The sequence below is a fragment of the Luteolibacter ambystomatis genome (genome assembly GCF_018137965.1).
GTDB classification, from domain to species: Bacteria; Verrucomicrobiota; Verrucomicrobiia; order Verrucomicrobiales; family Akkermansiaceae; genus Luteolibacter; species Luteolibacter ambystomatis.
Genome location: NZ_CP073100.1, coordinates 275,935 through 290,410 on the forward strand (window position 1 = coordinate 275,935; position 14,476 = coordinate 290,410).

General features: G+C 58.3%; 10 protein-coding genes, 2 tRNA genes and 2 rRNA genes. 8 read left to right on the plus strand and 6 right to left on the minus strand.

Features of this window, described 5'->3' with window-relative positions; translation table 11 throughout:
- Positions 1–9: 9 nt before the first annotated feature.
- The 3 genes from KBB96_RS01095 (at position 10) to rrf (ending at position 3,485) form a co-directional block, all read left to right on the plus strand.
- Positions 10–86 (plus strand) — tRNA-Ile (locus KBB96_RS01095).
- A 215-nt stretch (positions 87–301) separates the two neighbouring features.
- Positions 302–3,127 (plus strand): 23S ribosomal RNA (locus KBB96_RS01100).
- Between the two features lie 242 nt (positions 3,128–3,369).
- A 5S ribosomal RNA gene (gene rrf, locus KBB96_RS01105) occupies positions 3,370–3,485 on the plus strand.
- Positions 3,486–3,704: 219 nt separating this feature from the next.
- Here the strand turns inward: rrf and KBB96_RS01110 are convergent.
- Complete coding sequence (locus tag KBB96_RS01110) at positions 3,705–4,121, minus strand: hypothetical protein (protein WP_211631646.1); 417 nt, start codon at positions 4,119–4,121, stop codon at positions 3,705–3,707.
- Between the two features lie 90 nt (positions 4,122–4,211).
- Here KBB96_RS01110 and KBB96_RS01115 point away from each other — a divergent pair, with 90 nt between their 5' ends.
- The gene (locus tag KBB96_RS01115) at positions 4,212–4,613 is read left to right on the plus strand and encodes a hypothetical protein (RefSeq protein ID WP_211631647.1); all 402 of its coding nucleotides are present in this window, start codon (positions 4,212–4,214) and stop codon (positions 4,611–4,613) included.
- Positions 4,614–4,783: 170 nt separating this feature from the next.
- Here the strand turns inward: KBB96_RS01115 and KBB96_RS01120 are convergent, their stop codons facing one another.
- Both KBB96_RS01120 and KBB96_RS01125 read right to left on the minus strand, forming a co-directional pair.
- Positions 4,784–5,584, minus strand: coding sequence for a TatD family hydrolase (locus tag KBB96_RS01120; RefSeq protein WP_211631648.1), 801 nt, complete (start codon positions 5,582–5,584; stop codon positions 4,784–4,786).
- Positions 5,585–5,641: 57 nt separating this feature from the next.
- Positions 5,642–5,920 carry a hypothetical protein gene (locus tag KBB96_RS01125; protein WP_211631649.1) on the minus strand — a complete coding sequence of 93 codons (279 nt, stop codon included), beginning with the start codon at positions 5,918–5,920 and terminating at the stop codon, positions 5,642–5,644.
- Positions 5,921–5,970: 50 nt separating this feature from the next.
- On the opposite strand from KBB96_RS01125, the gene lgt reads away from it, so the two are divergent.
- The gene (gene lgt, locus KBB96_RS01130; protein ID WP_211631650.1) at positions 5,971–7,041 is read left to right on the plus strand and encodes a prolipoprotein diacylglyceryl transferase; all 1,071 of its coding nucleotides are present in this window, start codon (positions 5,971–5,973) and stop codon (positions 7,039–7,041) included.
- 126 nt (positions 7,042–7,167) lie between these two features.
- Here lgt and KBB96_RS01135 read toward each other — a convergent pair whose 3' ends face one another.
- A complete protein-coding gene (locus KBB96_RS01135) occupies positions 7,168–7,899 on the minus strand; it encodes a LysM peptidoglycan-binding domain-containing protein (RefSeq protein ID WP_211631651.1) in 732 nt (243 codons plus the stop codon).
- A gap of 135 nt (positions 7,900–8,034) precedes the next feature.
- Between KBB96_RS01135 and KBB96_RS01140 the strand changes: the two genes are divergently transcribed.
- Positions 8,035–8,110, plus strand: a tRNA-Ala gene (locus KBB96_RS01140).
- 124 nt (positions 8,111–8,234) lie between these two features.
- Here the strand turns inward: KBB96_RS01140 and KBB96_RS01145 are convergent.
- Positions 8,235–9,680, minus strand: a complete 1,446-nt coding sequence (locus KBB96_RS01145; protein ID WP_211631652.1) for a FecR family protein — start codon at positions 9,678–9,680, stop codon at positions 8,235–8,237.
- Between the two features lie 23 nt (positions 9,681–9,703).
- Positions 9,704–10,255 carry a sigma-70 family RNA polymerase sigma factor gene (locus tag KBB96_RS01150; RefSeq protein WP_211631653.1) on the minus strand — a complete coding sequence of 184 codons (552 nt, stop codon included), beginning with the start codon at positions 10,253–10,255 and terminating at the stop codon, positions 9,704–9,706.
- 257 nt (positions 10,256–10,512) lie between these two features.
- Between KBB96_RS01150 and KBB96_RS01155 the strand changes: the two genes are divergently transcribed.
- Positions 10,513–11,319 (plus strand): PEP-CTERM sorting domain-containing protein, encoded by an 807-nt coding sequence (locus KBB96_RS01155; protein ID WP_211631654.1) that lies wholly within the window; start codon positions 10,513–10,515, stop codon positions 11,317–11,319.
- Positions 11,320–11,340: 21 nt separating this feature from the next.
- Positions 11,341–14,439: a GDSL-type esterase/lipase family protein gene (locus KBB96_RS01160; RefSeq protein WP_211631655.1), complete on the plus strand. Its 3,099-nt coding sequence runs from the start codon at positions 11,341–11,343 to the stop codon at positions 14,437–14,439.
- The last annotated feature ends 37 nt before the right edge of the window (positions 14,440–14,476 follow it).

Here is a 14,476-nt window from a genome sequence, read left to right on the forward strand (position 1 = left end):
CCAACTAAAGGGCCTGTAGCTCAGTTGGTTAGAGCACGCGCTTGATAAGCGCGGGGTCACTGGTTCGAGTCCAGTCAGGCCCACCATCTCTCAAGAGTGAAGCGAATCTGCATTGTAGGAAGAGAGTCCGCTCTTTGACATCCGCATGGAGAAATAAGTTTTTCCTGACTGCATATTGATTGCTCATATGAGCGCTCTTTACGTGGTCTTGGAATACTCTAAATTCCCAATTAATGTTTATGGCAATTTTGTTGAACACTCAGCAATGAGTGAAGACTCAACGATGGCTGATTTCGAAAGGAATCAAGCTACGAAGGGCACACAGTGGATGCCTTGGTGCTAACAGGCGATGAAGGACGTGATAAGCTGCGATAAGCTTCGGGGAGCGGCAAATACGCTTTGATCCGGAGATTTCCGAATGGGGTAACCTGGTGGTGTTAATACGCCATCGTTTCTTTCTGAATCAAATAGGGAAGAAGACGCGATACCCGGTGAAGTGAAACATCTCAGTAACCGGAGGAAAAGAAAGAGAATCGATTCCGTCAGTAGTGGCGAGCGAAAGCGGAAGAGCCCAAACCGGAGACTTGTCTCCGGGGTTGTAGGACCCCGACGTGGGAGTTGTGACGATAGGAGAAGCGCATGGAAAGGCGCGACACAGAGGGTGACATCCCCGTATCCGAAATTCGATCGACCCCTAGGGTGTTCCTGAGTAACACAGCACACGTGGAACGTTGTGTGAATCTGCGCAGACCACTGCGTAAGGCTAAATACTAGTTAGCGACCGATAGTGAACCAGTACCGTGAGGGAAAGGTGAAAAGAACCGCTGTGAGCGGAGTGAAATAGAACCTGAAACCGTGTGCCTACAAGGTGTCAGAGCCCTTCGGGGTGATGGCGTGCCTTTTGCTTAATGAGTCTGCGAGTTAGTATCTGTGGCGAGCTTAAGTTCTTCTGGAACGGAGGCGAAGCGAAAGCGAGTCCCAATAGGGCGACATAGTTGCAGGTGCTGGACCCGAAGCGGAGGTGATCTACCCTTGGCCAGGTTGAAGCGTAGGTGATACTACGTGAAGGACCGAACCGGTGAATGTTGAAAAATTCTCGGATGAGCTGAGGGTAGGAGTGAAAGGCTAATCAAACCCCGTGATAGCTGGTTCTCCTCGAAATGCATTGAGGTGCAGCGTTATGTGCTGATGAGTGGGGGTAGAGCACTGAAAGGGCTAGGGGGCATACCCGTCTACCAAACCCTATCAAACTCCGAATACCACTCAATGGAGCATAGCAGTGAGACGGTGGGGGATAAGCTTCATCGTCAAAAGGGAAACAACCCTGATCAGCAGCTAAGGTGCCTAAATTACGCTAAGTGGAAAGGATGTGGAATTTCACAGACAGTGAGGATGTTGGCTTAGAAGCAGCCACCATTTAAAAAGTGCGTAATAGCTTACTCATCGAGAGATTCTGCGCCGAAAATGATCGGCGATAAGCGTAATACCGAAGCTCTGGGTGTCACATTTATGTGGCGCGGTAGAGGAGCATTCTCAGTGCCTTGAAGCGGGAGGGCGACCGACCGTGGAGTGCTGAGAAGAGAGGATGCAGACATAAGTAACGATAAGACCGGTGAAATCCCGGTCCGCCGTAAACCCAAGGTTTCCAGGGCTACGTTTTTCGTCCCTGGGTTAGTCGGGACCTAAGGTGAGGCCGATGGGCGTAACCGATGGACAGCAGGTTAATATTCCTGCACTTGCGAACCTTAAACTAGGATGACGCATGGATGGAGGTAACTAAGTAATTGAATTCCGAGGTGAGGCTACGGCCGATCCGCATTACCGAAGTCCGTGCCTAGAAAAGCCCTAGCGCATGCTAAGCAACCCGTACCGCAAACCGACACAGGTGGGTGGGTAGAGTATACCAAGGCGTAAGAGTGAACCCTGGTTAAGGAACTCGGCAAATTGGCCCCGTAACTTCGGGATAAGGGGTGCCTGATTTCCAGGCCGCAGTGAAATGGCCCAACCGACTGTTTAGCAAAAACACAGCATTGTGCCAAGACGTAAGTCTACGTATACGATGTGACACGTGACCAATGCGGAAAGATTAAGGTAAGAGGTTAGCCGCAAGGCGAAGCTTTGAGCCCAAGTCCCCGTGAATGTCGGCCGTAACTATAACGGTCCTAAGGTAGCGAAATTCCTTGTCGGGTAAGTTCCGACCTGCACGAATCGTGTAACGAGTTGGGCGCTGTCTCAACCAGGTGCTCAGTGAAATTGTAATGGCGGTGAAGATGCCGCCTACCCGCAGAAGGACGGAAAGACCCTATAGACCTTAACTGTAAGCTGTCATTGGTTTTTCGATTTTCATGCTCAGCATAAGTGGGAGGCGTTGATGTGGCCCTTTAGGGGGTCGCGGAGCCAACAGTGAGATACCACCCTTGGGTGTTGGAAGATCTAACCTCGACCCGTGAATCCGGGCGGGGAACAGTGTCAGCCGGTCAGTTTTACTGGGGCGGTATCCTCCTAAAGAGTAACGGAGGAGCGCGAAGGTGGGTTCAGCACGGTCGGTAACCGTGTGTCGAGTGCATAGGCATAAACCCGCCTAACTGTGAGGCCAACAAGCCGAGCAGATACGAAAGTAGGCCTAAGTGATCCGGCGGTAGAATGTGGAATTGCCGTCGCTCAACGGATAAAAGGTACCTTAGGGATAACAGGCTGATTTCGCCCAAGAGTTCATATCGACGGCGAAGTTTGGCACCTCGATGTCGGCTCGTCGCATCCTGGGGCTGGAGAAGGTCCCAAGGGTCCGGCTGTTCGCCGGTTAAAGCGGCACGCGAGCTGGGTTCAGAACGTCGCGAGACAGTTCGGTCCTCTATCCTCTGTGGGCGCAGGAAAATTGAGGGGTTCAATTCCTAGTACGAGAGGACCGGAATTGACGCACCTCTGGTGCACCAGTTGTTCTGTCAAGAGCATGGCTGGGTAGCTAAGTGCGGAAGAGATAAGCGCTGAAAGCATCTAAGCGCCAAGCTCCTCCCAAGATGAATTTTCCCTGAAGGATCGTGGAAGACTACCACGTTGATAGGCTGGAAGTGCAAGTGTGGTAACATATTCAGCTTACCAGTACTAATCATCCGTTCGGCTTGATTCCATCGGAATCGTTGCCGTTGTTGAAAGGGATTTGGATCCCGAGACCGTGTGAGAGGCTCGAGTGGATCGGTTAAGTTAGGAAAATGAAGTTCTCCGTGTGGATGTCAGGGAGCGGACCGCGATAGGAATCGAAGGTCCGCTGCTCTAATCCTTTAACTTGAAATGACGAAGCTGAAGCTGTTCGTCCTCAGAGTCCCAGTTTTGACGGTTGCCCATACAACAGGCCACTGACCAAGATTGCCCTCTGGTGACCACAGCGCGGTGGAACCACCCGGTCCCATTCCGAACCCGGAAGTGAAACGCTGCAGCGCCGATGGTAGTTGGACGATAGGTCCTGTGAGAGTAGGTCGTCGCCAGGTATTTGCCCGTCCTTGTCGAAAGATGAGGACGGGCTCTTTTTTTGTATGAGATCGTGCGGGTGGACGCTGCCTGCCTGCCTGTCGCGCGTGTCTGCCTCAGAAGGACGGCACCCGTGCTTGATGGTGCTCACCCGATCCGGGACAGACCGGCGCGCAGGACGCGGAGCAGAGGATGAATGATCCGATAGGAGCCGACTGAAAGGGCGGCTGTCGAGTCTTTCACTTCAAGCTGGAGAAACTCTTGCCTCTAGCGCCCAGGCCAAAGGTTCCATCCGGACTTTTCTCCAGATAAGCAGGATACTCTTTGCCCTTCTCAAGCTGAGGAGCGGGAGATGGACCGGCCCAGCCTCCTTTGGGTATTAGGCGTTCGTAGCGGATCGAGATGCGATCACCCTTCTTCACACCGCTTTTGCTGCGGGTCACCTTGAGCACGGTGGCTTGGACGGATTCGATCCGTTTGGACCAATCGAACAGGCCGATGGGCTTCGAAGACACCTGCTCGACACGGATTTGGAGCACTTCCGGTGCTTCCGCTTGGTAGTGGGCATAGACATCGGGCGGCAGCTCGGCCTTGGCCGGAGCGACCCAGGCAAACAAGGCTGCGACTACCACGGATAATACGGGAAAGGAATTCATCGTGCGCACCATCCGGGAGATTCGCGAAAAAGAAAGGGAAAGGTGAGCTGGTTCCTTTTCCGTTTGGAGCATCCATGCCAACGTCGGCGCATGGGCAGCCCCTTGGAATTGAATGACACTCTTTTGCTTGGAGAAGCGCAGGGGTTTCCTACGGATGTATTCGATCTGGAGCGCCACCGTATCTCGCCCGTCACTCTGGAGGAACTGGAAGGCCGATTGTTTTCCTTCAGTGGTAAGGACGGGGCTCGGATCTATCACCTCGATCCGGTAAGGGTGTTTCTTGTCCAGAACTTCGGAGGCAAATGGCTGTTCTGGGGCAAGGCGCTCATCCAATCCCAGACGATGGAGAAGAAGCTGAATGCGGATGGAAGTTGGACTCCGGGCGAGTGGACGATGTCCGGCACCTACCGGATCAGCGAGGTCTATGAGCCTGCCTACCAGGAACTCTTCACCCGCAGGGAATCGGCTCCCGGAAAGAGCTGGTTCGATTGATCCGAGGGGAACGATGGGCGTGTTGAAAACCGGAGGATGGTCGTAGCGATCCTGCGCACATGGATTCCTCCAGACTTCCCATATGCGATCGGGGCGGACCACGGTTTGGAAGACCATCAGACCATATGCTTGCGGCCACGGGTGGAATCCAAGCGCGCGGGATTTCCCGATCAGATCACAAACCGCGGAGACTGGCTGAGGAACTTCTTCGGATTGTCATAGAGCACGCGCTCGATGGCCTCCGCGGAGTATTTACGCTTCTTCATCTCCAGCCCGCACTTCACTACGGCGAGGGGATCGGAGACGCCCCAATCGCAGGCGCTGTTCAGCCACAGTCGTTCCATGTGATACATCTCCAGCATGTCGATCGCGCGGTTTGGGGAGCACTTGCTTTCCGGATACAAGGTCATGCCCGCCCAGTAGCCGCCATCGAGCACCATGCCGACGGTGTGTTCCTCGACGTGGTCGATGATCACGCTGTCTCGATTGAGCTTTGAGAAGGAGGCGAGTGAATCCAGAATCAAGCGGGTGCCTTTGCGCTTGTCCTCAAGATGAGGCGTGTGGATGAGAATGGGCAGGTCGCGATCAAGCGCGAGCTGCACGTGCTCTTCAAAGATGGCGAGTTCGCTGCGGCTGTTCTTATTCAGACCAATCTCACCGATGCCCAGCACCGTTGGCTTGTCGAGGAACTCGGGGATGATGGCCATCACCTCGCGCGCGAAGCCCGCGTCTTCCGCTTCCTTTGGATTGATACACAGCCAGCAGAAATGAGGGATGCCGTACTTGGCGGCACGCTTCGGCTCATAGTCGGTCAGCTGGCGGTAGTAGTCATAGAAGCCGGCTGGAGAAGAACGGTCGAAACCCGCCCAGAACGCGGGTTCGCAGATGGCCTCGCAGCCTGCAAGGGCGAGCTTCTCATAGTCGTCCGTCGTGCGGCTGACCATGTGACCGTGTGGCTCAATGTATTTCATGGAAGATTGATCGGAGAGGGAAGAAGAGGATTTGAAATTTGAAATATGAGATCGGATTCAGAGCGGTACGCCGGCAGGACGGGGAGCTCCGGAAGCTCCCTGGGTGGTGGCTTTTTCGATCGGTTCGATGGACGGATCGGAAAGCGCATCGAGCACCGCCTTGGCGCGTCCCTGCTGCTCGGAAAGCAGCAGGGGTAGGGCGGCCTTCAGCGCGTCGAACCGGAAATCCCCCTCGCCGGAGTGGCGGTCCACGCGGTCCAGGAAGGCCGCGAGATCGATGAGCTTGTAGCGGGCGTCCATGAAATGGAGGTCGAGGATTTCCTGCTTCGTCGGCATGGGGACAAGCTAGTGCGGGTGGGGCGGATTCCCAATGGGAAAAGCGTGGAATGGAAACGGGTTCGCCGCTTGCGGGCCGGGCGGGGATCGTGTGTGCTGCGGGCGTGTTCGCCACCTACGTCCACCATTTCGACCCTGTTGCACTTCAGATCGGCAGCTTCGCGCTGCGCTGGTATGGCCTTGCCTACCTCGGAGGTTTCGCAGCCGGGTTCCTGCTGCTCAAGCATCTCGCGAAAAGAGGTTTGTGGGTGCTCAAGCCGGAAGAAGCGGGGGATTTCATCGCGGCGGCGGCGCTGCTCGGAGTCTTCATCGGTGGTCGCCTGGGTTATGTGCTGTTTTATCAGATCCTGGAGTCCTCAGAGAGGCGTGCGGAGGTCTTCCATGATCCTCTGAGTATCCTGCGGGTATGGGAGGGGGGTATGGCCAGCCATGGCGGGATCATTGGATTGATCATTTTCACCTGGTTCTACGCGAAGAAAAAGAAGGTGGCGTGGACGGCGTTGGGAGACGGGCTGTGCGTGGTGGCGCCGGTGGGTTTGTTTTTCGGCCGGTTGGCGAACTTCGTGAATGGCGAGCTATACGGGCGGCACGTGGCCGAGGGGGCTGTCCCGTGGGCCATGAAGTTCCCGCTGGCGCTGAATGACAGGCATGCGCCCGAATACACTGTTTTCGATGGGGCGTTCGAGGCGGTGGCGGCCAAGGTTCCGGCGGTGGCTCAGGCCGGAATGGAAGGAACGCGTGAATCGGTATTCCAAGCCATCCTGGAGGCGAACCGCCAGTTGCCGGAAGTGCGGACGATCCTGGAGCCATTCTTGCAGCCGCGGCATCCATCCCAGTTGTATGAAGCCGGGTTGGAAGGCGTGGCCCTGTTCTCGATCCTGTGGTTCGTGCGGGTGAAGTTCCCGAAGGCTCCGAACGGCCTGCTCACCGGATTGTTTTTCGCGTTCTACGCGTTGTTCCGGATTATAGGGGAAAATTTCCGGGAGCCGGATGCGGCGATGTTCGGCCCGATCACCAAGGGGCAATTCCTCTCGCTCTTCATGTTCGCTTTTGCCGCAGCTTTCTTCGTGCATGCCTGGCGGCAATGGCGGAAGACGAAGCTGGCGGTGGAAACCGCCTGAAAGGCTGTGGGAATGCCGAAGCCTGCCCAGCGGGCAGTTGCGCTTTGGTCCCGTGAGTGACAGCAGGCCGTAGCCGGTTTGGTGCTCTCCGTACTTGTCTTGGAGCAAATGGGAGCCTGCCCGAGCTTACTTCGGAATGGTCAGGGTCTTGCCGGGCTGGATGGTCGTGCCCTTGATGCCGTTGGCTTTCTGAAGCGCGGAGACGGAGGTCTTGTTCCGGGAGGCGATGGATGAAAGCGAATCGCCCTTCTTCACCGTGTAGCGGCTGGAGGCGGCCTTCGGCTTCGTGGAACTGGTCGAGCTTTTGGATTTCGACGTGGAGGCGGTTTCCTTGCCCTTGGTCGTCTTGGAAGACGAGGCCGTGGTCTTGCTCTTGGTCTTCGAGCTGGAGGCGGTGGATTTCTCCGGCGTCTTCGATTTGCTCTTGGTGGTCGAGGCGGTGGTCCGGCTGCCGGAGGACGAGTTCTTCGACTTCGACTTGGCCGCGAGGGCTTCGCGCTCGCGGGCCTTCGCGCGGCTGGATACCTCGACTTCGTTGCGGCTCGGTCTTGAGGACGGCTTGTTGTAGCTGCCCGCCGATGCGGAGCTGCCCGCCACGAGCGGTACGGCGCTGTCCGGCGGTTGCTCGTTGGCGGCGATGGTCGGTGTGTCGGCGTCGGAAACCGCCGGCGAAGAAGGCTTCGAGCGCCCCCACATCGAGGGCTTGTCCGCCCATTCCTCGCGGTAGTTGCCGCGGCTGTCAAAGGGACCGGTGGGGCTTCCCGGGTGGGAAGCGGTGTCGCCACGGTTGCCGCAGCTTGGAAGAAGGAAGGGAAGAACCAGCAGGGCAAAAAGGGAAAACTGACGCGGGAAACGCATGCGCGATTTACGGGCAAGGTCCTCGTTTTTGCAAAGCCAGATTGGGCTCCGGGACGGAAATCCCTAGGAAATGTGATGGAAATTCGTCTTGCCTTGCGGCCCCCGGGATGGCACCCACTGGCGCGTCACCGCAAGGGGGCATTAGCTCAGTTGGTAGAGCGCTTCGTTCGCAATGAAGAGGTCAGGAGTTCGAATCTCCTATGCTCCACCATCCTCCACGTAGGAGGATGAAGGACCCTCCTGATTTTTTCAATAGGCCATCGAATCCCGGCAGTGGGGGAGCGTTTCTTCACCGGCCGGATGGATCGGTGACATCTGAAGCAGGTCCCCGGCCGTCAATTGTTCCGATGGAGGATGCGTGTGACCTTGAGGTCGTCGAAGTCCAGATAGTGAAGTTGACCGGCCGTAACGTGATCCGGCGCAATTTCGAGCTCGAGTGGTTGGCCCTGGTGGACGCCCGGCGGGAGCTTGGCAGAGTTCCAGGAAAAACCCACTGGTATTAACGAATTGAGCGGTCCTGGAGAGGTGGCGCTCTTGATTTCAGCGAGAACGGAGTTCCCGGAAATCAGGCGGATGGTGTAGCCGCTGAAAATTTCCACCGGCTGATTCGCCCGGGCCCGGGTTCCAGTCCGGGTCCCGATCACCAAGCTCACCGCGTAAGTGCTGTCGGGTGCGATCGCTCCCAGAGAGTGGCGAATCCGTGGGCCGGGACTGCCGGTGTAGAGGAAACCGAGTGATGGTCCCCGCATGCCGGCAGCGATGCCACCGGTGGGTCCGGAATCGTCCATGTTCGGATTGGAATACCAATCTCCGTCGCCCTTGGGATTGTAAGTTCCCGAGCGGGCTTCAGGCCTCCAGCCCGAGATACCGCCTGATTGCAGGCTCCCATCGGCCACACCCCGTTCGAAATCCTCGGCGAAAATCGTGTCCACCTGCACCGGCAATTCACGGAGAAACGAATCAGGATCGCTCGTGAGCGTGCGGATCATCCTGGTGCCGTCGAGCAACACGGCCCCGAGGCCTCGTCGCTTACCCGAATTTCCGTCCTTGGCCGGATCCTGGACTGCCACCTCGCCTTGGAAGACGTGCAATTCGACTTCGGGGTGATCCGGACGAAGCACGACTCCGAACTCCGTGCCAAGATCGACGATTTGCTGGTAGGGAGTCGTCACCTTGAAACCGTGTCCTTTCGGTCCGACATGGAACCAAGCGCGTCCATGCTCGAGCGACACGGTATGGCGATCAATGACCCGCAGGCGAGCGGGTGCCTCCACGATAGCCTTCACATCATCGGGCAGCAACAGTTCTCCGGCCCCTTCCTTCAGCTCGAAAGGTTGGCCGAACGGCAGAATGTCCGACGCCGGATGAGGCACGCCGCCAATGGACCATATGGAACCAGAGCAGACGGCGAGGCGAACGTTGCTGGAACCAACGGTTGGGAAAAGCATCAAAACCACGGCTGCGGCGACTGCGATGCCCAGCGACCACAATACCGGCCGACGCAGTGACCGGGACTGTCGTCGCTTGGGTGGGATTTGTCGTCGCAAGGGCGGGGATGGTCGTCGGGCCAGTGGTCGGGCCAGTGGTCGGGCCAAGGGTGCCGCGTGGGCGGAGTCCAGTGCCGTTTCCAGCCATGCATGCCGGAGATAGAGATCTCTGGCCTGCGGATCTTCGCGCAAGCGGCGCTCCAGCCACGCGATCTCCTCGGCGCTCACCTCGTTGTCAAACATCCTGGCGATAAGATCGCCAAGGTCCGGATCGTCTTGGGAAGGAGGGTCCATGTCGTGGGTTCAGCCGCCCTGGGTCATGCCGGATGATCGTGGGGTGGGAGTTTGTCCTGCACGCACCGTAGCAGGATCTCGCGGAGGCGGCGCAAGGTAGCGCGCACCGTGCCCGCGTTCCGTTGGTGCTGGCGTGCGTAGTTCTCAATCGAACCCCTGCGGCTGTAGCGAATGCTGAGCAGTTCGCGGTCTTTTGGACGAAGCTGGCCGAGACAGTCTTGCAGCGTTGTCAATTTTTGATCGAGCGACTCGTCGACATGGTTTGCGGCTTCCGCCAGCCATTCGGTGAATTCTTCGGAAAACATCCGGCGCTTGTTGTCGACTGCCAGTTTCCGGCGGACGTGCATCACGTGAAAGCGGGCGACTTGAAATGCCCACGCCTTGAAATGAGTGCCATCGCGGAAGTTGCCGCGCTTTTGCCATAGAGTGATGTTCACTTCCTGGAGAATATCCATGTAGTCAGGATACCCTGGCAGCAAAGCCCGCACGTAAGCGGCGATCGCTGGCTGCGCCATTGTGATCTCGCGGATGAACTCGCTCGGGGGATCGAACTCGTCTGACTTTCGGAATCTCATGTAGATCGTTCGCTTGCTCGCTGGTGTTATCTACCGATGCCAGCAAGTGGGAAAACGTGTACATCACACACGCCGCGATGTGAGGGATTTGGAGGCAATGGCCCGGGCGTTTGTCCATGGGACGCAGGAATAAAGGGAAATTTTGATTCTGGTGTACACGAATCACCCACCCGGGGCATTTGGAATTGATCGACGGCCCGGCCTCTATCGAGGAGTCGGGCTGCTGTTGATGTGAACGTTGCTCCTATCTTAAATTGATGCTCCCTTCCAATAGTCGTCTGCCATGCCTCGTCGGCTTGGCCCTTCTTCTGACCCTTTCAGCCCGCGGGGCGCTCGTGATCACCGGCAGTGTGAGTAATGGTGCCGACACGGCCACCGTCGCTGCGGGGGTGCCCGTGGCCGGGACCTACTCGGGCCAGGTGGTCAACAATGACCTCGTCAACGCCGGTCAGCCGACGTTGTCGAGTTCGGGCTGGCTCGCCCCCAAGGCGCCATTTTTCCAGAGCAACACCGTCAATGACGGACTCGGCCACCCGACTTCGGGCAGTTCGGGCAGCGGCACCTACCTGCCTGCCACCTTTGGCAATGCCAACCAAGACATGCCGCAGACCTGGACGGCGACCCTCAACCTCGCAACCAATACCTTCGGCTACGACCTTCGGACCGTCCGGGTATTTGCCGGCTGGGTTGAGAACGGCGCGAGCCTGGCCAATCTGCGCTTCGAGGTGCTGATCAGTCTCGTCGGAAGCGCCAGCTTCAGTTCGCTCGGGACCTTCCAGTACACGCCTTTTGACAATACCACCGCATTCGAGTCGGGGGCCTCCATGGTCACCCTGCAAAACGACTCCGGTTCCGGCTCCACTCCCTTTGCCACGGGCGTTGATGAGATCCGCTTTGTGTTTCTAGACCATGGATTCAATCCGGTGGCTGAGAACGGCACGGATACTGTCGACGGCACCGTGCTTCATGAGATCGATGTCATCGGCGTGGCGAGCGTTCCCGAACCGACGACCACGCTATTGGGCGGGTTCGGTCTGCTCTTGCTGCTGGGACGCCGCCGCTGAACTTTTTCACCACCAAAACCCGTGATCAAAACCCTGTTTTTCTTTGCGGCCGGGTTGCTCCCGCTCGGGCTGTCCGCTGCCATCGCTCCTGGATCCAACAACCTCGGTGCGGTTTGGTTCGTCGGCGACTCCATCACCCAAAGCAATGCTGACGGTGATGCCAACGGCTCCCCCCGCAAGTCGTTGTATGACCTGCTGGTCGCTCACTCCTACACCTTTACGTTCACCGGCCACTACGCGGCGAACACCGATGGCCTGCCGGCGTCCGGAGGGACCCCCGAGACAAATCTCTATCAATACCATTCCGGGATCTCCGGCTCGGTTATTGGCAATGACACTTCCGGTCGTGTAGGCATGACCCAAAACCTGCCGGCTCACTGGACCAGCGGCCGCTTGGCGATGGTGAAGCCCAACGTGGTGCTGATCATGCTTGGCACCAATGACATCAACTCGGACATCGATCGTCCCAATGCACCAGCACGGTTGACGGCCTACTTGAATGCTGTTTACAGCCAACCGGGGATCGGAAATCCGACCGTGCTGGTCGCCAGCATTCCGCCGAACCGGACGAATGCCTCCAAGCCTGCTTGGGTTTCCACATTCAATGCCGAGGTGCCGGGAGTGGTCGGAGCCCAGCGTGCGCTCGGCCGCGACGTCCACTTCGTCGACCAGTTCACACCGATCGAGACGAACTACGCGACCTTGATGCAGGCGGACAACCTCCACCCCAATGCTGCCGGCAATGCCAGTCTGGCCCAGCAGTGGTTCAACAAAATCGAGGAAATCGTCAACGGCGCGGCGGCTACCGGGACCGGCATCCTGGCCGCTGTCGGCGACAAGGCTTCCGCGGAAACCGACAATACACCTGCCGCAGGTATGACCACCGCCGCGACTTTCGCCGCAGGCATCAGCTCGACCGATCTTGCCAATGCTGGTCGGCCGACCCTGTCCGGGGTGGCCATCGATCAAACACCGCCTGGCGACATCTCACCGGGCAGCGCGGCGCTCAACGATGGACTTGGCCATCCGTCCAGCGGCACCGGTACCGGGGTTCTGCTGCCCGCCACCTCCGGCAGCAATGGCCACCTGCCGTTCATTTACACCGTCACGCTCGATACGACTACGAGTACCGCAGGCTACGACATCAATGCCATCCGCAGTTTCACGGGCTGGAACCAGAACGGCTCCTCGCTTGCCAATCAGAAGTACGAACTCCTTGTCAGCGTGGTTGGCAATTCCGGCTTCACTTCGCTCGGCACCTACACCTACACGCCATTCGGCAATGCGGACACCGCCGAGGCGGCAGCCACCCGCCTTGTCCTGACGAAGCCGGGTGGTTTCGTGGCCAGTGGTGTCGACCAGGTACGCTTCGTGTTTCTAGACCACGGTTTCGACAACCACGCTGGCGCGCCGGATGGCACGGTCTATCAGGAAGTGGAGGTGATCGGCGTTGCCACCCCGATTCCGGTAAACCATGGGATCACGGCCAGCGGCGTTTCTGTCGCTGCGGAGACCAACAACAGCGGGGCCAGCGGCTACGCGACCGCCGCGACCTATGCGGCCGACATTTCCGTGACCGACCTGATCAACGCCGGCCAGCCGACCTTGGCGTCCGCAGCATGGGACAAGACTCCGGTCTTTGAGAGCAACACGGTGAACAACGGCACCGGCCACCCCGTTGGCAGCGGTGCGGGCACCTTCCTTCCCGCGACTTTCGGCACCGGCAACAAAATGCCTTTCACTTACACCGCCAATCTGAATACCACCACTAACACGCTGGGCTACACGATAACAGAAATCCGCTCCTTCGCCGGCTGGAACATGAACGGCGCGGCGCTCGCCAACCAGAAGTATGAATTGTGGATCAGGAAGGTAGGTAGTGCGGCCTTCGAGTCGCTGGGCACTTATGAATACAGCCCTTTCAGCAACGCCTCCACCCAGGAAGCCGCCGCGTCGAAGATGACGCTCACTCCAGATGACGGGGTGATCGCCACCGGTGTGGATGCCGTGCGCTTCGTGGTCATGGACCACGGTTCCAACTCAGCCGATGTGGGCGGCTCGACGGTCGATGGCACGGTCTTCCACGAATTTGACGTGCTCGGTACCCCGGTCACGCCACCCTCGGTGGGTGTTATTTCGCTGCAAGGCTCACAAGTCGCCGCGGAGACCGATAATTCGTCGGTCCAGGGATTCGCCGCGGCCTCGAGCTACTCGGCCGACATCGTCGCCGATGACCTCATCAATGCTGGTCGTCCCAGCCTGCTTTCCACCGTTTGGGACAAGACGCCGTTTTTTGAGAGCAATACGGTGAACAATGGCACCGGTCACCCCGCTGGCAGCGGGGCGGGTACTTATCTTCCCGGCACCTTCGGCACCGGCACCAAGATGCCTTTCACCTACACCGCCACCCTCAATCTCACCAATGCCCCGAACGGTTACCGTATCACCGGTATCAGGTCCTTCGCCGGCTGGAACATGAACGGTGCGGCGCTCGCCAATCAGAAATACGAGCTGCTGGTCAGCCCGGTCGGCAACGAGGGATTCTATTCGCTCGGTACCTTCGAATACAGCCCGTTCAACAACGCCTCGACGCAGGAGGCGGGTGCAACCAGGGTGGTGCTCAGTGCCGACGATGGCGTCTTGGCCACCGGCGTGGATGCCGTGCGCTTCCGTTTGCTCGACCATGGTTTCAATAACGGTGGCGCGCCCGACGGAACGGTCTATCAGGAGTTTGATGTCCTCGGCGCTGCGGTCGTACCCGGCTTCGAAGCTTGGGCGGGCGGGTTCGGCATTCCTCCGAATGAGAATCACGATGGCAACGATCATGATGGCATCCCCGCGCTGATCGAATATGCATTGGGGTTTTCTCCTCTCATGCCGGAAACGCTGCCCGCGCTCGATTCAACCCAGAATCCCGCCCGGATCACCTGGCCGAAGGGCGGAACCGCCGCAGCGGATCCCACCCTTCACTACTTGCCCGAGGTTTCGACCGATCTTGATGATTGGGACGTGCCGACACCGGGCGAGATCGTCGAGACTGCCAATGAAATCCGGCTTCATCTTAGTCCTGGGGATCCCCGTCGTTTCGGCCGCTTGAAGGTGACCCGCGAGGCCCCGTGAGGAATGACTCCCCGGACTGTCGTGGTCCGGGGCTCAT